Source organism: Vibrio sp. TRT 17S01 (assembly GCF_050113695.1).
In the GTDB taxonomy this organism is placed as follows: domain Bacteria; phylum Pseudomonadota; class Gammaproteobacteria; order Enterobacterales; family Vibrionaceae; genus Vibrio.
Genome location: NZ_JBNJOG010000002.1, coordinates 1 through 21,289 on the forward strand (window position 1 = coordinate 1; position 21,289 = coordinate 21,289).

A 21,289-nucleotide genomic window follows, 5' to 3' on the forward strand; every position below is an offset into this window, starting at 1 on the left:
TGGCTCTGGCTCTGGCTCTGGCTCTGGCTCTGGCTCTGGCTCTGGCTCTGGCTCTGGCTCTGGCTCTGGCTCTGGCTTTGCAAGAACACTATCCGTACGTTGCTCTGATGCAAGTGCTTCGTCTGATTCTTTGAGATCATCAAAATTCAGCTCATCAAGCAATGGATCCGCTTCCGGTGCCACATTAAGCATGTCATCAATGAAATCATTACTTGAAAACTCTTTCTCAGACTCATCCTGAGATGCTTCACTTTCAGCTAAGAGCTCATCATCGTGTTCATCGTTTTCTTCTTCAGCTTGCTCATCCATCAGAGCATCGAAGTCGAGTTCTGGTTCTGGTTCTGGTTCTGGTTCTGGTTCTGGTTCTGGTTCTGGTTCTGGTTCTGGTTCTGGTTCTTCAGATTGTGCTTGTTTTTCGATCTCTAATAGTTCTTCAAACAGATCGGTACCTTCATCACCATAGTCTTCTTGAGTGTCATTTGACTCAGTCGCTTCAGCTTCTGGCTCACCAAGTAGCTCATCCAATAGCTCAGTGCTGTCGTCATCAACAGAAACTTTATCTTGTTCTGTCTGGCCGCTTTCTAACAATTCATCCAGCATCTCAGTTGAATCTTGATTCAACTCTTCGGATTCGCTTTCAGAAGCTTCTTCAAGAAGCTCATCCAGCAAGTCAATACTGTCTTCATTGAGCTCAACATGATGGTCACTATCATCGATGCTATTTTCATCGATAAGTTCATCAAGTAAATCTGAGCTATCAGTGCTTAATTCGACGCTTTCCTCATCTAGAAGCTCATCAAGAAGCGCTGTCTCATCGATGGATTCTGCTTCAAGTTTTTCTAGGTCAGCCTGGGCTTCAACTTGTGCAAATAGGTCGTCCAACTCTTCATCAGAAGCCAGATTATCTTCACTCAACGCTGCTGGCTCTTCAGTACTTAAGTCAAAATCATCCTCACTTTCATCAAGTACCGTCTCGAAGCCTTGACTACCCTGCTCTTCGGGGCCCTCATCAATGTCGTTAAGAAGATCATCGAGAAGTGATTGGTCCAACCCATCACTACCTAATTCTTCTGTCTCTTCATCACCTTCCAATAATGAATCAAAATCATCTTGGGAAAGAGAGCTTTCATCCGATAAGTCGAACCCTTCAAGCTCGGCGTCATCTTCAATAACAACTTCATCTAGCGCGCGCTCCATTTCTTCGAGGCCAAGCGCTTTGTCTTCGCTATTGACGCTAATACCACTGTTGCTACCGTCCAGATCCGCTAGCTCAGCATCTAAGTCACCATCTTCGCCAATGCCTGCGAATGGATCTTCACCATCCTCACCTTCCAGATTGAAGTCGAGGTCGCTATCATCCAAATCAGCAAACACGTCTGGCTCACCGTCTTCACCTTCCAGTTCAGTCTCATCGCCAAATAACTCTGGCTCAGACTCTTCGGAATCGCCGAACAAATCATCGTCTAGTAACAAATCATCTTCGACTTCTTCATTGTTCATCGCTTCGGGTGGGATGATTGGAGCGACTTCAGGCTGCGGCTGAACCTCTGGCTGTACATCTTCAGGTTTAGTAGAACGACGACCTAACAACATGACAATAATAAGGCCAATCAATAAGCCTGGAATTATCGCCAAAGCAGCCACAAGCCATGTATTACCAAGCAGCTGATCCATGGCTGTCGGTGCCATTTTTTGTTCTTCCGCAAGACGCTGTCTTTCAGCATCCAAGAGTTTTTCAACTTCAGTGCGAATACGAGATTCATCACCCAACTCATCTTTCAGTACGTCCACTTCGGACTGCACCTGCGCCAGCATTAAGCGCAAACGATGATTCTTCTCTTCCAGAGCGGACAATTCCGTTTCCGAGTTTTCTAGCTGCTTTTCTAACACCTTAACTTGTGTTTTGTTCTCCGATTTAGCGATATCTTTCATATCATCCTGTTTCGAAGAAGTCGTCACTGTGACTTTTGGGGTCTCAGCAGGTTTTACCGCAGGAGAAGTAGGTTTACTTGCTTGTTGTGTATTTACTTTTGGCTGTGGACGCGCGCTTGGGCGGCTTGCTCCATCCAAGCGTGCTTGGTGCACTGTCATAACACGGACAGCTTCTTCCGTTGATACGCTGCGCACCTGAGCCAAGGAAGGCACGCGTAGTGTACTTCCTGGAATCAATTCATGAATATTTTGCTGGTCAAAAGCTTGCGGGTTGAGCTGAAAGATAGCTAATAGCGTTTGCTGAACCGTGACATTGTTTGACGGGCGCAAACGAGAGGCAATACTCCACAACGTTTCACGCCCGGTAGTTGGACCGTAAAAACGGGAGGGTTCACTTTGCGATGCAGAATTTCTGGAAAACGATTCGGAATACTGTGGCGAGGACTGGATCTCACCATTTGGTCCTTTTAGGCGAATGCTTTCTGCACTAACGATTGAAGTTTGAGTCACGGCTACCATTGCTACAGGCAAAAGGAGACGCTTTAAAAGTCGACGCATATAAGGCTCAGCTATGTGCTCAAAAAATTAAAATGTGTTGATCTGTTAAATATATCGGATAAATCGCTCAAAACTATAGAAGCCGAGACAAAAAATGTGTGTCAAACACAATAATCGCAGTAATCTCACACAAAAATGGCAATGTGAATGTGCGTGCGAATAAAAAAGCCCCAGCATGCTGGGGCTTTCACTGCTTATAAATTGGACTTTAGTAGTAATCTCGGATCAGAACTTCTGCAATTTGAACCGCGTTTGTAGCTGCACCTTTGCGCACATTATCTGCCACAACCCATAGGTTAATACCGCTATGGTGGCTGATGTCATTACGGATACGACCAACCATCACGTGATCTTTACCACCAGCATCACGAACTTGAGTTGGGAAATCTTGTCCGTGGAACACTTCAACCCCATCAGTCTGCTCTAACAATTGAATCACTTCCTGAGCGTCAATTGGTGCTCGCGTTTCAATATGTACCGCTTCTGCATGACCATAGAATACTGGAACACGGACGCACGTTGGGTTCACGGTAATCGAAGGATCATTAAAGATTTTTTGAGTTTCCCACACCATTTTCATTTCTTCTTTGGTGTAGCCATTGTCCATAAACTGATCGATCTGCGGGATACAGTTGAACGCAATCTGTTGTGCAAACTGTTCTGGCTCAGCAGGAATGCCGTTCAGTAATTTTGCTGTTTGCCCTGCTAATTCATCAATCCCCGCTTTACCCGCACCTGCAACAGATTGATAGGTCGATACGTTAATGCGGTCAATGCCCACTGCATCATGGATCGGTTTAAGTGCAACAAGCATTTGAATGGTTGAACAGTTTGGATTCGCAATAATATTGCGGTTACGAAACTCAGCAATGGCTTCTGGGTTTACTTCAGGAACAACCAAAGGAACATCATACTCGTAACGGTAGTGGGACGTATTGTCGATCACAACCACGCCTGCATCAGCTGCAATCGGAGCCCACTTCTCAGAGAGTGAACCACCAGCAGAAAACAAACCAATGTGCGCTTGTGACCAATCAAAGTCTTCGACATTTTGTACTTGTATTGTTTTACCATTGAAACGGTAAGTCTTTCCTTCACTGCGTTCACTGGCTAGCAGATAAATTTCGCCGACTGGAAACTTACGTTCTTGAAGAACTTCGATGATGGTTTCACCGACAGCACCGGTCGCGCCCAATACAGCAACATTAAATTGTTGGCTCATTAACTTACCTCAATTTGAAAACCTAATTTTTCCAATGGTTCAAGATTACAGTGTTGGTCGCCATATAGTCTCACAGAACTGTACTCTCGTCTGTCCCAATATTGTTTACGCATCATGTCAAACGCGCCAGAGTTATGGATTTCACGACGGAACAACGCATCATCCTTACGCACATCGTAGATGATTTGCGTCAAGTTATGCAAAGTCGCCTCATCCCACGCTCTATTCAGCGTTAGCTCTGGGACTGGAGCCACGGGTAATAACTCGCTCGCCATGGCAGCGAGCGGTTTACCTAAAAATTCGCAGTAGCTATTAAAGATCATGGTCGTGCCACGCGCTTTGCCCTCAAGGCCGTAGCCCGCGACATGAGGGGTGGCGAATGCTAACAGAGGCAGAAGCTCCATATCAACTTCTGGTTCAAACTCGAAGACATCAAGCGCAGCAATAAAACCATCTTGCTTCAACAAACGTTGCTTGAGCGCATCGTTATCAACCACAGGACCACGGGCGGCATTAATGAGAATTTGATCCTCACGAAACCCATTCAATACTTGCTCATCAATAAGATGATGAGTTGGATGATCGCCATCGCGTGTGATTGGCGTATGCAAGGTAATAATATCTGAACGCTCAAGTAGCTCAGTGAGTGGCGTAAATGAGCGGCTATCCCCTTGCGCCTCTTTAGGAGGGTCATTAATCAACACATTGATGCCAATGCCTTTCAAGCATTGCTCTAAATAACTGCCAACTTGACCTGCGCCAATAATTCCAACCGTCTTATCGAACACAGAGAAGCCATGTTGCTGCGCCAGAACCATCATGACACTGAATACATACTCTGCAACACCCACTTTGTTACAGCCCGGTGCTGCTGTGAAGAAAATGCCTTTTTCACTCAGTAAGGCTTGATCGACGTGATCCATACCTGCAGTAGCCGTACCGACAAACTTAAGCTTGTTAGCCTTTGCAATAAGGTCTGCATTCACTTTCGTGACGGAGCGAATCATTAGCGCATCAACATCAATTAAATCATCAGCCGTCAACGTTCGACCCGGCTTTAGAATCACTTCGCCTAATTGGCTGAATAGAGATTCTGCATATGGCATGTTTTCATCAATAAGGATTTTCATATCGGTAGGTTCAGCGTATGACTAAATAGAGTGAGATTGTGCAGAAAAGGCCGTGACGTGTCGAGGGAAAGATAAGTTTTCCTCTCATTCCTTTTCGCAGAAAGAAAAATGCCCGGCATATAGCCGGGCAACGTTCCAGAACAAAAGGATCCTGTCCCGCTCTCCATGGGACAGAGTCTGCGTCTGTTCGACCGATTAAGTCGGTCAAGCTCTGGAAACTGGTTTTGCCAACAGGCAAATACAGTTATTAGCCTTGGTACTTCTTAATAACGAGTGTTGCGTTAGTACCACCAAAACCAAAGCTGTTTGACATAACGGTGTTCAATTCTGCTTCGCGAGTTTCTGTCACGATGTCTAGACCTTGAGCCGCTTCATCCAAGTTTGCTACGTTGATGCTTGGTGCAATAAAGCTGTGGTGCAACATAAGCGTTGAGTAAATCGCTTCATGTACACCAGCCGCACCTAGTGCGTGGCCAGTCATTGCTTTCGTTGCAGAAATTGCTGGGCTGTTACCACCAAATACTTCTTGGATCGCGCCCAGCTCTTTAACGTCACCAACCGGTGTTGAAGTGCCATGAGTGTTCACGTAATCCACACCGTCAACGTCTTGCATTGCCATCTTCATACAACGTACAGCACCTTCACCAGATGGCGCTACCATATCGTAGCCATCAGATGTCGCACCGTAACCTACGATCTCACCATAGATTTTTGCGCCACGAGCTAGAGCGTGCTCAAGCTCTTCGATAACTAGCATGCCGCCACCACCAGAGATGACAAAACCGTCACGGTCTGCATCGTAGGTACGAGAAGCTTTTTCTGGAGTCTCATTGTATTTCGTTGATAGTGCGCCCATCGCATCAAACATCATAGTTTGAGACCAATCTAGCTCTTCACCACCACCAGCAAAGACAACGTCTTGTTTACCAAGTTGAATAAGCTCCATCGCATGGCCAATACAGTGTGCTGACGTTGCACAAGCTGAACTCATTGAGTAGTTCACGCCACGGATTTTGAATGGCGTAGCCAAACAAGCAGAAACCGTTGAAGACATAGTACGAGGTACCATGTATGGACCTACACGTTTTACACCTTTTGCACGCATTGTATCTGTTGCAATGGTTTGGTTTAGTGCCGATGCACCACCAGAACCAGCAACAATACCTGTGCGCTCATTTGAAACTTGGTCCTCAGTTAGACCAGCATCTTCAATTGCTTGCTGCATTGACAGGAATGCGTACGCCGCTGCATCACCCATAAAGCGCATTTGCTTACGATCGATGTGTTCAGCTGGGTTGATTTTTAGATCGCCCCACACCTGAGAACGTAGACCTTGCTCTTTAAACTGCTCAGATGCAGTAATACCAGATTTACCTGCTTTAAGAGACGCTAGTACTTCTTCGACGTTGTTACCGATACTCGATACGATACCCATACCGGTGATGACGACTCGTTTCATTATGCAATTCCTATAAATCAAAAAATTGTATCGCTACCATGATGATGACATGGTTTGAGCGGTTGTCAGTTTCAGAGCGCTCAATTATGCAGCATATACTATCTGGCAGCATTAACACGCTCTGAATAATAACGAAGTTGACCATCAAAAGTGGTCAGCTTTCCCAGAAATCCGTACAATCCCTATTAGTTTACCGCCTTATATCGCACATTTCTGACATTATGACTTCAATCACTAACGCTCAGCTCGACTGGAATGAAGCTGGTACCCCCGTTTCAGACCAATTTGATGACGTCTATTTCTCTAACGTAAATGGGCTCGAAGAGACCCGCTATGTTTTCCTGCATCAAAACCAACTGCCCCATCGATGGAATGATTTTGATCAACGTCGCTTTACAATCGGTGAAACCGGTTTTGGTACAGGACTCAATTTTCTTGCCGTATGGCAGTGGTTTGATGACTTTAGACAGCAAAACCCAGATGCGCCATTAAAAGAGCTCCATTTTATTAGCTTTGAGAAGTACCCCTTAAGTAAAGATGACTTAATAAAAGCTCATCAAGCATGGCCAGAACTGAAGACATATGCTGAGCAGTTGCAAAAGCATTACCCGATTGCGGTGCCAGAATGTCATCGTATTGTCTTAGCCGATGGCGCAGTAACGCTCGACCTTTGGTTTGGTGACATCAAAGATTGTATGCCAAAAGTCCCTACCACTGAGAGTGGGCTTATCGATACGTGGTTTCTTGACGGCTTTGCACCAAGTAAAAACCCTGAAATGTGGAATCAAAATCTGTTTGATGGCATGGCAATGCTAGCGAAACAGAACTGTCATTGTGCCACCTTTACTGCCGCTGGTTTTGTTCGCCGAGGCTTAATAGAAGCCGGCTTTGACATGAAGAAAGTAAAAGGCTTTGGCACCAAGCGCGAAATGATAGCAGGAACCCTTTCAAATCTAAAAGGTTTCACCAATCATAAGCCTTGGTTTGCACGAGAATCGGCCACTGCTTCTGATGACATCGCCATTATCGGCGGCGGTATTGCTAGTGCAACGCTCGCGAAAGCCCTTATTCGTCGTGGTCAAAAGGTAACCCTGTATTGTAAAGATTCAGAAGCAGCTCAAGGTGCTTCAGGTAATCGTCAAGGCGCCGTTTATCCATTGATCAATGGCTCCCACACTGGTGTGTCACGTGTCTTTGCCCCTGCATTCCTATATGCGCGTCAATTTGTTGAACAGATGGCAGCTCAATCTATTTCATTTGATCACAGCTGGTGTGGTGTTACCCAATTAATGTGGGATGAAAAAGCGGAAACCAAGCTTAACCGCATGCTTGAAAGCGGCCTTTCTGAAGCACTGATCCATAAACTGAACGCACAGCAAACCACTGAAAAGATTGGTTTACCTATCAGCACATCAAGCGTTCATTATCCACTTGGCGGTTGGTTATGTCCGGCTCAGTTAACCCAAGGTATATTGAATAACCTTGAGCAAAGCGATTCTTTTAGCGCGAAGTTCAACCATCAGGTCAATAAACTTACTTGGCATGAAAATGAAAGCAAATGGGCCGTTCATACGGAACAAGGCACTTTTCAGCACTCGATTGTTATTGTTGCCAATGGCCACGAATTCGCTAAATTAACACAAACTCGAGCCATTCCTCTGGGGCAAGTAAAAGGCCAAGTTAGTCATATTCCAACCACCGATTCTTTGCAAAAACTGAAAACGGTCCTTTGTTACGACGGTTATATGACCCCGGTGAATCCAAACAATGGCCACCATTGCATTGGAGCAAGCTACGATCGAGAAAATATCGATACCAAATTTGACCCTGCAGCTCAGAAAGAAAATGGTTTAAAACTGAGTAAATGCATATCTGATCAAGATTGGCCAAGTGAAGTAGACACCAGTGAAAACCATGCAAGACAAGGCGTTCGTTGTGTCAGCCGAGACCATTTACCCTTTATTGGTCATGTAGGCGACTTCGAAGCCACTAAGCATGCCTATCAAGACTTGCCAACACAAACAGAAGAGAATGCTGCCAAAGCACCAGTTTATCCAAATCTATTCTGTATGTTAGGGCTTGGTTCTCGAGGTTTAAGCTCTGCTCCCCTTTTAGCCGAAGTACTCGCATCACAAATTTGTGGAGATCCATTACCGTTGCCTGTTGATGTTTTGGAAGAGCTGCATCCGAGCCGAATGTGGGTAAGGAAATTGAGGAAAGGAAAAGCCATCACTGAGCTTTAATAAAAAAACGCCTCGTAGTTACGAGGCGTTTTTTTGAGTAATCAATTAGACTAGCTGTGCAACCGCTGCCTTGATTTCATTCATAATACCAGCATTTGTGATTTCACCAGTCTCAAAGTCGAAGTTATCGTAGAAACTTGGTACAGAAACTGACGCTTTAACATTGCCACCAAAATAAGGCGCAGAATTAGTAGCGGCAGCTAATACCGTTTGAGCGCCACCAGGACCGGGAGATGTCGCTAAGTAAACAGCTGGTTTATCCTGAAATACAGCACGCTCAATACGACTCGCCCAATCAAATAGGTTTTTATATGCTGCTGGGAAGTGACCGTTGTGCTCTGCAAATGAGATGACAAATGCATCTGCTTCAGATAAATCACGTAAAAATGCCTGTGCGCCTTCAGCCTGACCAATCTCTTTTTCAGTGTCTTCGCTGAACATAGGTACGTTGTAATTATTGATATCCAGTACTGTTACTTCAGCATTTTCGACCAACCCTGCGCTGTAAGTTGCCAATGCCTTATTGATCGATGTTGAGCTGGTTGATGCTCCAAAAGCGACGATTTTCATGTTTTAACCCTCTGTTCTTCTTAGTTGAGATAAGAATATCCCACAGGTTAAAGCGCAACAATTACAAAACGGATACAGAGTCATTCAAATTTTTCGAATATCTTTCAATGGCTCATTACGCCTGACTAAGTAGTGTTTTCCAGAGGTCATTCACAATAGTACGATCTGCAGGTGTTAACTCAGAGCGAGCGCCTTCTAAGCTTTGTTCTATTCGATTGGTGAGTTCACCAATATCATTTACCCCTTCTTCCTCACAAGCGGCGGCTGACAGAGAAATATGACCACGTAAATAGCCTCCAGCAAACAGTTCGTCGTCTGAAGCTGTCTCAATACGTGCATCAATTAGCTCTAATAGTTTTTCTTCAAATTCGATAATCATTCTGATCTCTTTTACTTAACGATAAAGTCGCTCGGCTCTAAAGCCTTAGTGGTGTAAAACTGCGCTAAAGCGTCAGCCAGCATTTTCACTCTTGGTGGGATGCCTTTTTGTAATATATCCATCACTTCTTGATGAACTTTTGCCATAAAAGCCAAACGATCGGGCTCAAAATCGCCGTGTAGATTGTCACAACTGACAGTAAAAGGAAACCCAGCACTTGTTGCCAAGATCCACTCATAGGCTTGAGGACGAATCTCAACTTTCTCAAACTCAGCCTGAACCGCCGCTGTGCGTCCATCCGGCTCATACCAATACCCAAAATCTTCTAGCAACCGACGCTTTGGCCCTGCTACACACCAGTGAGCAATCTCATGTAATGCCGACGCATAAAAGCCTCTGGCAAAAATAATGCGATGATAGGGTACTTTCTCATCTGCTGGCAGGTAGATCGGTTCATCACCGCCCAACTCGAGGCGAGTATTAAATTCATCAAAAAAAGTCTTATTAAAAATCGAGATCAGATCTTGGTATTGGTGCGTCATATATTTCTTGTAGAGTTTTTACGTGCGCTCGCATTTTCGCTTTTTTTAACTTTGAGGTAAACCTACAAATCATGTGCTGCTATTAGATTTAATTATGTGAAAAACGTTTTCGTAAATACAAAATCTCATTCGTCAGCTGTGGGTTTTCCTACTACACTCACGCCTTATTTTATCGTCCTCCAGATTAGTACGGGTTTCGCTATGTTGTTGAGTGTTCTCTATATTATTGGAATTACAGCGGAAGCTATGACTGGCGCATTAAGCGCTGGCCGAAGAAAAATGGATTGGTTTGGTGTAATGTTGGTCGCGAGTGCCACTGCCATTGGTGGTGGTACCGTACGTGATATTTTACTTGGGCATTACCCACTAGGTTGGGTAAAGAACCCAGAATTTCTCGCCATTACTTGCTTGGCTGGGGTACTTACAACAGGACTCGCCAAGTGGGTGATCAAGTTTAAAGGCTTGTTCATTCGCTTAGATGCACTTGGCCTTATTGTATTTAGTATCATCGGGACCAAAGTAGCAATCGGCATGGGCTTGCACCCGGGTATCTGTATGGTATCTGCATTGGTGACTGGTGTATTTGGTGGTCTATTACGTGATTTGATTTGTCGTCAAACACCACTTGTTTTGCATGAAGAGCTTTATGCTTCTGTCGCGCTTATTGCTTCCGGCTTATATCTTGCCCTGCTTGAATTCAACGTACCAGACGTAACGGCAACTATCATTACCCTAGTGACTGGTTATACACTACGCATGGCAGCAGTGCGCTTTAAATGGCGTTTGCCTTCATTCCACTTGGAAACAGAAAGTTCGATTCACTAGTTAGAGTCAAAGCGTAACTAGAAATGTATGAAAAAGGCTGCTCATTGAGCAGCCTTTTATATTCTTATCAAGCAAAGAATCAAGCTTAAATCTTTGGTGTTTCTGTTGTTACGCCATGGTTTTGACCACGATGACGCAACAAGTGATCCATCACTACAATTGCCAGCATCGCTTCTGCGATAGGTACGGCGCGAATACCCACACATGGGTCGTGACGACCTTTAGTGATCAGCTGAGTTGGCTCACCGTCTTTAGTGATGGTTTCACCCGGTACAGTAATGCTTGATGTTGGCTTCAGTGCGATGTTTGCAACGATGTCTTGACCTGTTGAAATACCACCCAGAATACCGCCGGCATGATTACTACCAAAGCCTTCTGGAGAAAGCGGGTCACGGTGCTCGCTGCCTTTTTGGTTCACGACATCAAAGCCGTCACCGATTTCCACACCTTTCACCGCGTTGATGCTCATTAATGCATGCGCGATATCTGCATCCAAACGGTCAAAGACTGGCTCACCAAGACCAACTGGCACGTTGGTTGCCACAACCTGAATTTTAGCGCCAATAGAGTCGCCTTGTTTTTTCAGGTCACGGATAAGCTGATCAAACGCTTCGACTTTGTCCGCATCTGGGCAGAAGAACGCGTTATTCTCGATTTCATTCCAATCGACTTTATCGATGGAAACATCACCCATTTGTGACAAGTAAGCACGTATTTCAACACCAAACTCGTCTTTTAGGTATTTCTTAGCAATTGCACCCGCAGCCACACGCATTGCTGTTTCACGAGCAGACGAACGACCGCCACCGCGATAATCACGGATACCGTATTTTTGGTGGTAGGTATAATCAGCGTGTCCTGGGCGGAACTTGTCTTTGATGTCTGAGTAGTCTTTAGAACGTTGATCGGTGTTTTCGATCAACAGACCAATTGAAGTACCTGTGGTTTTACCTTCAAATACGCCAGAAAGTATTTTTACTTCGTCCGGTTCACGACGTTGGGTGGTGTAACGTGACGTGCCAGGACGGCGACGGTCGAGATCCGTTTGTAGGTCCGCTTCTGTAATTTCTAGACCTGGAGGGCATCCGTCTACGATACATCCTAGTGCGATACCGTGACTTTCTCCGAATGTAGTCACTCGAAAATGTTGTCCGATACTGTTTCCTGCCATTACTTCCTCAAATTATTGTCGCCACGCTCTCCTTGAGCGTAACTGCTTTCCAGTTCTTCGTAGAATCATAGTGGCTTTATTATGTTTTGATGTAAAGAGTAAATAATCACTTAATCGAGAGGAAAAGCGCATAAAAAAACACCGAGCAAAAGGCTCGGTGTTCTCATCATTTATTAGTGATTCAATTAGTCTTTGTACAGTTTGAACTCTTCTGCACATTCAACCAGCTGGTCACGCGTTAGCATGAATACGCCATGACCGCCGTTCTCGAACTCAATCCAAGTGAATGGAATTTGTGGGTACTGTTCCATCATGTGAACCATTGAGTTACCAACTTCACATACAAGAATACCGCTATCCGTTAGGTAGTCTGGCGCGTTTGCTAGAATACGACGAACCAGTTTTAGACCGTCAGTACCAGCAGCAAGGCCTAACTCAGGCTCGTGCGTGAATTCGTCTGGTAGGCTGTTCATGTCTTCTTCGTCCACGTAAGGTGGGTTAGACACGATCAGGTTGTATTTCTCTTTTGGTAAATCACGGAACAAGTCAGAACGGATTGGGAACACTTGCTGCTCCATACCGTGGTCTTGTACGTTTTGCTCAGCAACTTGAAGAGCGTCGGTTGAGATATCGATCGCGTCTACTTCTGCGTCAGGGAATGCGTGTGCACAAGCAATTGCGATACAACCAGAACCCGTACATAGATCCATAATACGAACAGGCTCTTCTACCAACCAAGGTTGAAATTCATTCTGGATCAGCTCACCAATTGGTGAACGAGGCACCAATACGCGCTCATCCACAAAGAATTCAAGGCCACAGAACCACGCTTTGTTGGTTAAGTATGACGTTGGCGTACGATCGTTGATGCGTTTCACGACACGCTCAACAATGCGAAGGCGTTCGCTTGTCGTCAAACGAGAATTGAGTACATGCGGAGGCACATCAATCGGTAAATAAAGGGTTGGCAAAATGAGTTGTACCGCTTCATCCCACGCATTATCAGTACCATGACCATAAAACAAATTAGCGGCATTAAAGCGGCTAACCGTCCAACGAATCATGTCCTGAAGCGTATGAAGCTCTGAAACTGCTTCTTCTACAAAAATCTTATCCAAAATTGCCTCCGAAAAGCGCTACAATACTGCTAGTTGTATCGAAATACGTAGTTATAACCTTATGAGCAAGAAAGACACCGACCTAGATGATGACTTCGCCCTTTTTAAGGATGCAGTACAAGGCGTAAAAAAGTTGCAACAGGATACCATAGTCCAGCAACCAAAAAGAAATACTAAGCAAAAAGAAATCACCCGTACGGCCCGTGAAGCCAGTGATACAGAGTTTTATTTCTCTGATGAGTTTATGCCACTTTTAAATGAGGAAGGCCCAACTCGCTATGCCCGTGATGACGTATCAACTTATGAGGTTAAACGTCTACGCCGTGGTGTTTATGTACCGGATGTTTTCTTAGATATGCACGGAATGACGCAGCAAGAAGCTAAGCGGGAGCTCGGCGCGATGATTGCGTATTGTGTAAAAAATAATGTCCACTGTGCCTGTGTTCAGCATGGTATTGGTAAACATATTCTCAAACAAAAAGCCCCACTCTGGTTAGCACAGCACCCTGATGTGATGGCCTTTCACCAAGCGCCACTCGAATTTGGCGGAGATGGCGCATTACTCGTTCTACTCTCCATTCCAGAGAAGTAATGTAGACAAAAAAGGAGCCGAATGGCTCCTTTTTAATGTCTGAGTTCTGGTGGAATGGGTAAATCGGATGTTTTGAGGTTCGGGCGTTGACCGCCCCGTTTTCGGTATTGCTTAAGTTGGAAAACATAAGCCAAAATCTGCGCCACCGCAGTAAACAAACCATCTGGGATTTCCTGCTCAAGCTCTGTTGTATGGTATAGCGCACGAGCCAATGGAGGAGCCGGAACAACATAAATATCATGCTCGCGGGCGATTTCACGAATTTTTAATGCCATATGGTCGGTGCCTTTCGCAACAACAATAGGCGCACGATCTTTATCTTGCTTATAACGCAGTGCTACTGAGAAATGCTCTGGGTTAGTCACAATCACATCGGCCTGCGGAACTTCCGCCATCATCCGACGCTGCGCCGCTTCACGCTGGAGCATACGAATACGACCTTTAACCTCGGGCTTACCTTCCGTTTCTTTGTATTCGTCTTTAACTTCTTGTTTCGTCATTTTCAGTTGGTCTGCGTGCTGCCAAATCTGAAATGGAATATCGATAGCAACTACAATGAGTAGCGAGCAACTAATGAGCAAAACAAAGTTTAGTAAGATGTCGAGTGCATGAAAAATATTTTGTGGATACACATCCATGCTGAGCTGGAACAAATCTGCTTTCGCTGCATTGATCAAATAAAACGCAACACCTGAAACCAGTGCCACTTTTAAAATCGACTTCAGTAGCTCAACCCAACTTTGCAAACCAAACATCCGTTTGATGCCACTAAGAGGGTTCATCTTGGACAGCTTTGGCATTGCAGCCTGAGCGGAAAAACTGATCCCACCGACCCCAGCAGCACCAATAAGAGCGGCAATGAATAAGGTCAAAAGAATGAGTAATAGCGGAAGTATTAAGCTGGTCAACGACCCCAATGCAATATCAAACAGCTTAGCTTGATCAAACACTTCTTCTCGGCTGAGATCGAACAAGCGCCCCATCACCGTAAATAGCCCACGAGCTAACCCCTCGCCAAACCACATCAGGGCGACCGCGCCTATCACTAATACCGACACCGATGCCAATTCTTTAGACCTTGCAACCTGCCCTTTTTCACGAGCCTGTTGCAAGCGCCTGGGCGTGGCATCTTCGGTGCGTTCTTGACCGTCTGACTCTGCCAAATCAGTCCTCCGCCATTAGCAATTTAATCGAATAAAGCGACATATCTGCTGCTCCCCTTGTTGCCAGAATAGCTCATAATGACTAAACAAACCGCCAAGGATGTACCAACACAACAGCAAACCCACGATCAGTGCAAACGCAAAACCCAAAGAGAAGATGTTAAGCTGCGGCGCTGCACGCGTCATGACACCAAACGACAAATTGATCGTCAACAAAGCAATAATGCCTGAGAGCGACATGCTGAGTGCAACTTTAAACATGATCCCTAACCAAAGAGCGAGCTCACGAAAGTCAATGGTATTAAGCTGCCCAGTACCAATGGGTAAACTTTTAAAACTCATGACCACCAGCTGAATCATCTTTAGATGACCATCGGTCGCCAAAAAAAACATGGTTGCCAAAAACATAAAAAGCTGACCAAGCAAAGGTGTATTTTGCCCGTTGGCTGGGTCAACCATAGAAGCAAAACCCAAGCTTGATTGCATACCCAGAATTTGTCCCAGAATGACAAAGGTCTGGATCATAAACTGAGTAACGGTCCCCATTGCAACACCAATAATGATTTGCTCTAACAGGACCATAAAACCTTGAAATGAAAGTAGCTGGATATCTTTTGGGACCGCAGGAAGCATTGGCATAACAGCAAAAGTAATGGCTAAGCCAAGGTAAAGACGAATACGCGGCGAAACAAAACGGGCTCCCGTGACGGACATCACCATCAGCATTGCTGCGATGCGTGTGTATGGCCAAAAGTAGTTTGCTAACCACTCTAGTACAACGCTGGTTGGGTATTCCATAGCCAGACCTAGTATAAAACCTGCGGCATGCGTTCAACCATGGAGAAGAAATACTCCATCAGAATCTGCGTCATCCAGTGCGCAAACAACATTAACGCCAACAAAGTCACGATCAAACGAGGTAAAAAGCTTAAGGTCTGTTCGTTGATGGACGTTGCGGCTTGAAAAATCGCAACAACCAAACCGATAAGCAAGCTGGGGATGATGATGGCACAAACCATCAAAAGCACCATCCATAACGCTTCGCGAAACAGTTCTACAAACATTTCTGGAGTCATGGATTTCCTCCTGCTACAACGCGAAGCTACCGGCTAAGGTGGACAAAATTAGGTTCCACCCATCAACCAGTACAAACAACATCAATTTAAATGGCAACGAGACAATCATTGGTGACAACATCATCATACCCATTGCCATCAAGACCGATGCCACAACTAAATCAATGATTAAGAATGGCAGGAATAGCATAAAACCAATTTGGAACGCAGTCTTAAGCTCCGAAGTAATAAAGGCCGGGATCAATACCGCCATAGACACATCTTCTGGTGCAGTGGCGTTCGAGCCGGAAATATTAACGAACGTTTCCAGATCTTTGACTCGTGTCTGCTTCAGCATAAAGTCTTTCATCGGGCCTTGTGCCGCATCAAACGCTGCCCTAGCAGTAATTTGCTCATTCAAGTACGGTTGAATTGCATTGTCATTTATCTTACCAAGCACGGGGGACATAATGAAAAAAGTAAGGAAAATGGCAATACCGATAATGACCTGATTCGATGGGGTTTGTTGCAAACCCATTGCTTGTCGGAGTATCGACATCACCACGACAATTCGCGTAAAAGAGGTCATCAAAATAACCATGGCTGGCAAAAAGCCAAGCATGGTCATCAATGCCAGAATTTGAAGGCTGATCGAGTAATCTTCCCCACCATTAGGATTGGTGGTCATGGTAAATGCAGGAATGCCGCCGCCACTCCCCGTGAGTGTACCTGTTGAAACTGTTTTTGACGCGCCCTGATCTTTTTCCATGGCAGTCACTGTCACAGCCGAGGCACCTGCTGTATTTGCAGGGATAGTCGTTGCAATTTTTTCTTGCTGAGCAAAGGCAACCGAAGTAAAAGTCCAGAGCACAAGCATTAAAAATACACGGCGAAAGAGGTTAGCTTTTATCATTCTTTTTTAATAGCTGCGTCAGCTGGCTGGCAAATGGGCTGGCTTGCAGCTCCTCCTGAGATAATGGCTTTTCCAGCTTAGAAATTAGCTGGATATTTTGTGCGGTGACACCTACTAAGAATTGCTCTTCCCCAGCTTGCACAATCATAAGACGCTCACGCGTGCCTACTGGAATTTGTCTAATCACACTGAGCCCTTTCTGATTCACCATCGTCGGGACTCGCATTCGTTTTAGTAACCAAGCAAGCAGTAAAATAAAGACGATAACGAACAAAAGCGACCCGAAAGTGGTCGCTATATCCAATTGGCTGCCAGGTTCTGCAGCCAAAGCAATACAAGGAAAGTACAGCAAAAAAGTCAGCGGTAGATACTTCATGCGCTACCTTAGCTTTTTGATGCGCTCAGTCTGACTGATCACGTCAGTGAGACGAATACCAAACTTATCGTTAACCACCACCACTTCACCATGAGCGATTAAGGTGCCATTAACTAACACGTCTAACGACTCACCTGCTAGGCGTTCCAACTCAACCACTGAGCCTTGGTTTAACTGCAATAAGTTACGAATGCTGATCTGCGAGCGCCCGACCTCCATCGAGATGGTCACAGGAATATCGAGGATCGTATCCAGCTTACGTCTTTCGTCATCAGAAATTGGGGACGAAGTATCTTGCAACTCGTCCAACTGTGCTGACATTACTTCATCAACATCAACCTCCGGTGCATCCGGGTCTTCTCCCAATGCGGCTGCCCATTCGTCAGCTAACTTTTGATCGTCAGTTGGTTCCATCTTGTAATCCTACCTTTGTTGCGTTTGGCGTTAATCTTCGATCTCGCCTGCATCTTCTTCTAATTCTGATATAACATCTTTGCCTAAGAAGGCGATGTCAGTTTTCACCACATCTGGGCGCTTAATCTTCTCTGATACTTGCACTGCCAAGTTTTCGCCAGAGCGACCCATCTTCACACGGAAAGTCGGCAGCTCTTCAACAAACATAACAGCGTGTTCTGGCATGGTGATTGGAATGATGTCTCCGGGCTGAAGCTCCATCAAATCACGCAATGAAATATCTTGTTCCAGTAAATTGACACGAAAGTTCACCGGCACATCCATGATCTCTTCACGCAGTGCACTACTCCAGCGGACATCCGTTTCCATCTTATCGGACTGAACACCCGCATCGAGTAACTCACGAATCGGCTCAACCATCGAGTAAGGCATCACGACATGGAAGTCGCCACCGCCACCATCCACTTCAATATGGAATGAGCTCACCACAATCACTTCTGTCGGGCTAACAATGTTTGCCATGCTTGGGTTTACTTCGGAGTCAAGATATTCAAACTCAACACCCATGACAGGTGACCAAGCTTCTTTGTAGTCTTCAAAAACAATCTTTAATAGTAATTGAACGATTCGACGTTCCGTTGGGGTAAATTCACGCCCTTCAATTCGCGCATGAAAACGACCATCACCACCAAAAAAGTTCTCTACTAGGATAAATACCAACCTAGCTTCCATGGTAATAAGTGCAGTCCCTTTAAGAGGACGGAAACGCACCATGTTCAAGCTGGTCGGTACATACAAGGTATTTTGGTATTCGCCAAACTTCATCATCTGGACACCGTTGATCGACACTTCTGCCGTTTTTCTCAACATATTGAACAGACTGATTCGCATATGACGTGCAAAACGCTCATTAATTAACTCAAGCGTTGGCATTCGACCACGGACAATGCGGTCTTGCGAGGAAAAGTCAAAATCCACCGCACTTGTATCGACGGGGGAGGAATCTTCCTCTACCTCGTCGACATCATCAACGCCATGAAGCAACGCATCGATTTCATCTTGGCTTAATAGATCGGTCACTCTTCACCTACTGAATTACAAAATCCGTGAATAGAACACGTTCTATCACCGGATTACCTATCGCACGATTTAGTGCAGCTTTAATGTCTTCTGTTGCTTTATCACGTAGCTCAACACGCCCATTGGTGGTTCGCAATTGTTCTACAGTGGCTGAAGCAAAGGTACTTATCAATGAGCTTTCGATAAGTGGCGAGTGGTATTTGGCAAGGTTTTCATTATCAATGCCGCGCACCATTAGCTGGACTTTAATTTGAACCATGCGGTTTCGCTTATCCCCTGTCACATTAAACAGGAAAGGCTGTGCAAGGTTCACATAGGAAACTGGGTCCGTAGGTGCCATCACTTCCTGTTCGGCAACTTGCTGTTCATCTGCTGCCTCATCTGATCCCATTAAGAAAAATGCGGCACCGCCACCACCTAATAAAAGAACAACGACAGCAATAATGATAATCAGAAGCTTACTTTTCCCTTGCGGCGCTTCCGGTTCCATGTCTTCGGCCATAACTAACTTTCTCTATTTGTTTCATTTTTTTATAGTTTAAGCGTAATAACTGATTCCATCACGCTTTGAGCTGACATTCAAATCAAGTTTGACGTCTGGTTCAAGATTTTCATCGCCACTAAACGATTGATTGCCGCCACCTTGACCGCTTTCCCCCTGATTACCAGCAGCATATCGGTTTTGTTGCCCTGAAGATTGTTGCTGAACTGAGGTGTCCCCCAATTGAACTCCCTGCTGAGCAAGCATCTCACGCAGCCTCGGCATCGATTGTTCAATGATGTCACGAGCTTGCTGGTTAGCGACCGTAAAGTGAACCGCCGCACCATCTCCATTCATATTCATTCGAATCTGTAAGCGACCAAGTTCTGGTGGATCTAAACGAATATCGATGTTCTTTAAGTTCTTAGACATCATCATCTGCACTCGCTCAGCAACCTGATCACTCGCCATTTCACGGTTTAACTGCATTGGTGTCTGAGCAGCCGCTTGTTCTGCACGTGCCTGAATGCTGTTACTTGTTGTTTGCTGACCCGTTAGTTGAGAGAGTTGCTGCGCCAAACCATGTTCTTGCTGGACTTGACCTATCTGCCCCCCCTCTTTATGCGCTAACTTACCAATGCTAGCTGCCGCTTTGGCTCCCATAGCCGCTTGTAATGCAGCTTGCTCGTTTACTAATGGTGAGGTTTGCCCTGCCATCATTTGTGATACTGCATTTGTCGCGGTATGCTCAACGGGTGCAAGGTTCTGCGTTGTTATTGCGGCTTTGTCGATTGCTGCAAGCTGCGCATAAGCTTGTTGATTGCTTTGCTGGTTTAATGCCGCCTGCTGTGCAACCATTTGATTATGCTTATTTTTACCATCAAGCGCCACAGCATCATCACCATCAAGTTCTATCTTCTCATTTGAGCTACTACTCCACGGAATAGCAGTTGCAGTAACCGCTGTTGCTGCCACGGCAGGAGTAACACTTTCTGCGGCTTGCTGGATCGGTTGTGCCACTGTATTGAGAGCAGCATCAGAATGCGCCATCGCTACACTGACTTCTTCAGGCGTTGTTTCCGCAGATTCAGCATCCAATTGTTTTTGAGCTACAGGGCTCGCTACCGTGACCATATCAGGGACATCGCTTGATTGCTCTTGCTCAGTTACTGGCGTATCCAGTTGTTGCTCAAGTGGCTTTCCCTTCTCCACTTCTGAGGTCGAAGCCATCGATACCTGTTCAACTGGCTCTCCCTCATCGACGGATGCCGTCGCAGGCATCACACGAACTTGCTGTTCCACCTCTTCTTCAACCTTTGAGCTTGATTCTTCAGCATTGACGACTTCTAAGTCAGATTGTTGAACAAAGCGCTTAGCTGATTCCGGGATCACAGGTTGCTCTTTGACTTGAGCCTCTTTTGAATCTGACACTAAATCGGAGGACTCAACGCCTTCGACATCTTTCAGAGGACGTAGGGTATCGTCATCTACGTCAACCGTTTTACTGCGAGTATTCTTCGTTACGTCTTCCGTTGGAATGGCTTCATTATCAAGCTGCTGGACATCTTCAGGAGGCAACGCTTTGCCGTCTTTTGATTTCAGAGCCTGATTCGCTTCATTGAGCCGACCAAGTAATTCATCGCCTTCAGACATAATGTCATCAATGTTTTCATCAACCGCTTCACTTTTGTTCTCATTCGTTAAGCGTTTAGCACTGTCAACATCGATGCTTTCGGCGTCGCCATCGGTCTCAACAGGCAAATCTTCGCCTTCCGCCTGTGCTTGTTTGAGCAAGGCATCCGTGCTTTCTTCAGACTCGTTGGTTTGAGATGCGGTATCAGCCTCAATTTTAGAGTCTTCAGACACCTCACCTTTTGCTGTGGTTTCCCCTTTAATAAAGGCAGAAAGTTTGGCAAAAAAACCTTGTTCTTCAGTAGGTTCAGCACTAGTTTCACCGCTCTCTATCGCGACTTTACCCACTTTGGGTGTTTCCGTGGTCGGAGTTAGGTTCACGTTCATAAAGGCTACTCACTTAATGGAGTTGACGGATAATCCGTATCTTCAAC

The 21,289-nt window shown here is 45.5% G+C and carries 21 protein-coding genes; 3 read left to right on the forward strand and 18 right to left on the reverse strand.

Features of this window, described 5'->3' with window-relative positions; genetic code table 11:
* The 4 genes from ACQEXS_RS03230 to fabB all read right to left on the reverse strand — a co-directional run.
* A partial coding sequence (locus tag ACQEXS_RS03230; RefSeq protein WP_427012829.1) for a FimV/HubP family polar landmark protein occupies positions 1–2,490 on the reverse strand: 2,490 nt, incomplete at its 3' end.
* Positions 2,491–2,698: 208 nt separating this feature from the next.
* Entirely contained in the window at positions 2,699–3,712 is a 1,014-nt protein-coding gene (locus ACQEXS_RS03235) for an aspartate-semialdehyde dehydrogenase (protein ID WP_367986921.1), read from the reverse strand.
* A complete protein-coding gene (locus ACQEXS_RS03240; protein WP_427012830.1) occupies positions 3,712–4,842 on the reverse strand; it encodes a 4-phosphoerythronate dehydrogenase in 1,131 nt (376 codons plus the stop codon). Before ACQEXS_RS03240 ends, ACQEXS_RS03235 begins: the two co-directional genes overlap by 1 nt.
* Before the next feature lie 247 nt (positions 4,843–5,089).
* Complete coding sequence (gene fabB, locus ACQEXS_RS03245; protein WP_427011699.1) at positions 5,090–6,301, reverse strand: beta-ketoacyl-ACP synthase I; 1,212 nt, start codon at positions 6,299–6,301, stop codon at positions 5,090–5,092.
* Between the two features lie 221 nt (positions 6,302–6,522).
* On the opposite strand from fabB, the gene mnmC reads away from it, so the two are divergent.
* A complete protein-coding gene (gene mnmC, locus ACQEXS_RS03250) occupies positions 6,523–8,544 on the forward strand; it encodes a bifunctional tRNA (5-methylaminomethyl-2-thiouridine)(34)-methyltransferase MnmD/FAD-dependent 5-carboxymethylaminomethyl-2-thiouridine(34) oxidoreductase MnmC (protein ID WP_427012831.1) in 2,022 nt (673 codons plus the stop codon).
* A gap of 45 nt (positions 8,545–8,589) precedes the next feature.
* Here mnmC and ACQEXS_RS03255 read toward each other — a convergent pair whose 3' ends face one another.
* The 3 genes from ACQEXS_RS03255 to ACQEXS_RS03265 form a co-directional block, all read right to left on the reverse strand.
* A complete protein-coding gene (locus ACQEXS_RS03255; RefSeq protein WP_427012832.1) occupies positions 8,590–9,114 on the reverse strand; it encodes an NADPH-dependent FMN reductase in 525 nt (174 codons plus the stop codon).
* Positions 9,115–9,229: 115 nt separating this feature from the next.
* Positions 9,230–9,493: a YfcL family protein gene (locus tag ACQEXS_RS03260; protein ID WP_367986926.1), complete on the reverse strand. Its 264-nt coding sequence runs from the start codon at positions 9,491–9,493 to the stop codon at positions 9,230–9,232.
* Between the two features lie 11 nt (positions 9,494–9,504).
* The gene (locus tag ACQEXS_RS03265; RefSeq protein WP_427011697.1) at positions 9,505–10,035 is read right to left on the reverse strand and encodes an elongation factor P hydroxylase; all 531 of its coding nucleotides are present in this window, start codon (positions 10,033–10,035) and stop codon (positions 9,505–9,507) included.
* A 201-nt stretch (positions 10,036–10,236) separates the two neighbouring features.
* Here ACQEXS_RS03265 and ACQEXS_RS03270 point away from each other — a divergent pair, with 201 nt between their 5' ends.
* Positions 10,237–10,860 (forward strand): trimeric intracellular cation channel family protein, encoded by a 624-nt coding sequence (locus ACQEXS_RS03270; protein WP_367986928.1) that lies wholly within the window; start codon positions 10,237–10,239, stop codon positions 10,858–10,860.
* An 85-nt stretch (positions 10,861–10,945) separates the two neighbouring features.
* Here the strand turns inward: ACQEXS_RS03270 and aroC are convergent, their stop codons facing one another.
* Both aroC and prmB read right to left on the reverse strand, forming a co-directional pair.
* A complete protein-coding gene (gene aroC, locus ACQEXS_RS03275; RefSeq protein WP_427012833.1) occupies positions 10,946–12,031 on the reverse strand; it encodes a chorismate synthase in 1,086 nt (361 codons plus the stop codon).
* Positions 12,032–12,216: 185 nt separating this feature from the next.
* On the reverse strand, positions 12,217–13,149 hold the full coding sequence (gene prmB, locus ACQEXS_RS03280; protein ID WP_427012834.1) for a 50S ribosomal protein L3 N(5)-glutamine methyltransferase: 933 nt from the start codon (positions 13,147–13,149) through the stop codon (positions 12,217–12,219).
* A gap of 61 nt (positions 13,150–13,210) precedes the next feature.
* On the opposite strand from prmB, the gene smrB reads away from it, so the two are divergent.
* Entirely contained in the window at positions 13,211–13,741 is a 531-nt protein-coding gene (smrB, locus tag ACQEXS_RS03285; protein ID WP_427012835.1) for an endonuclease SmrB, read from the forward strand.
* 32 nt (positions 13,742–13,773) lie between these two features.
* Here the strand turns inward: smrB and flhB are convergent, their stop codons facing one another.
* The 9 genes from flhB to ACQEXS_RS03330 are packed head-to-tail and all read right to left on the reverse strand — an operon-like array spanning position 13,774 to position 21,242.
* Positions 13,774–14,904 (reverse strand): flagellar biosynthesis protein FlhB, encoded by a 1,131-nt coding sequence (gene flhB / locus ACQEXS_RS03290; protein WP_427012836.1) that lies wholly within the window; start codon positions 14,902–14,904, stop codon positions 13,774–13,776.
* A gap of 15 nt (positions 14,905–14,919) precedes the next feature.
* On the reverse strand, positions 14,920–15,702 hold the full coding sequence (gene fliR, locus ACQEXS_RS03295) for a flagellar biosynthetic protein FliR (protein WP_367986933.1): 783 nt from the start codon (positions 15,700–15,702) through the stop codon (positions 14,920–14,922).
* 8 nt (positions 15,703–15,710) lie between these two features.
* Positions 15,711–15,980, reverse strand: coding sequence for a flagellar biosynthesis protein FliQ (gene fliQ, locus ACQEXS_RS03300; RefSeq protein WP_367986934.1), 270 nt, complete (start codon positions 15,978–15,980; stop codon positions 15,711–15,713).
* Positions 15,981–15,993: 13 nt separating this feature from the next.
* Positions 15,994–16,872 carry a flagellar type III secretion system pore protein FliP gene (gene fliP / locus ACQEXS_RS03305; protein WP_427012837.1) on the reverse strand — a complete coding sequence of 293 codons (879 nt, stop codon included), beginning with the start codon at positions 16,870–16,872 and terminating at the stop codon, positions 15,994–15,996.
* Positions 16,859–17,248 carry a flagellar biosynthetic protein FliO gene (gene fliO, locus ACQEXS_RS03310; RefSeq protein ID WP_367986935.1) on the reverse strand — a complete coding sequence of 130 codons (390 nt, stop codon included), beginning with the start codon at positions 17,246–17,248 and terminating at the stop codon, positions 16,859–16,861. Before fliO ends, fliP begins: the two co-directional genes overlap by 14 nt.
* 3 nt (positions 17,249–17,251) lie before the next feature.
* On the reverse strand, positions 17,252–17,662 hold the full coding sequence (gene fliN / locus ACQEXS_RS03315) for a flagellar motor switch protein FliN (RefSeq protein ID WP_367986936.1): 411 nt from the start codon (positions 17,660–17,662) through the stop codon (positions 17,252–17,254).
* Positions 17,663–17,692: 30 nt separating this feature from the next.
* Positions 17,693–18,742 (reverse strand): flagellar motor switch protein FliM, encoded by a 1,050-nt coding sequence (gene fliM / locus ACQEXS_RS03320; protein ID WP_367986937.1) that lies wholly within the window; start codon positions 18,740–18,742, stop codon positions 17,693–17,695.
* Positions 18,743–18,749: 7 nt separating this feature from the next.
* Positions 18,750–19,244, reverse strand: a complete 495-nt coding sequence (gene fliL / locus ACQEXS_RS03325; RefSeq protein ID WP_367986938.1) for a flagellar basal body-associated protein FliL — start codon at positions 19,242–19,244, stop codon at positions 18,750–18,752.
* A 36-nt stretch (positions 19,245–19,280) separates the two neighbouring features.
* Positions 19,281–21,242, reverse strand: a complete 1,962-nt coding sequence (locus tag ACQEXS_RS03330) for a flagellar hook-length control protein FliK (protein ID WP_427012838.1) — start codon at positions 21,240–21,242, stop codon at positions 19,281–19,283.
* Between the last annotated feature and the right edge of the window lie 47 nt (positions 21,243–21,289).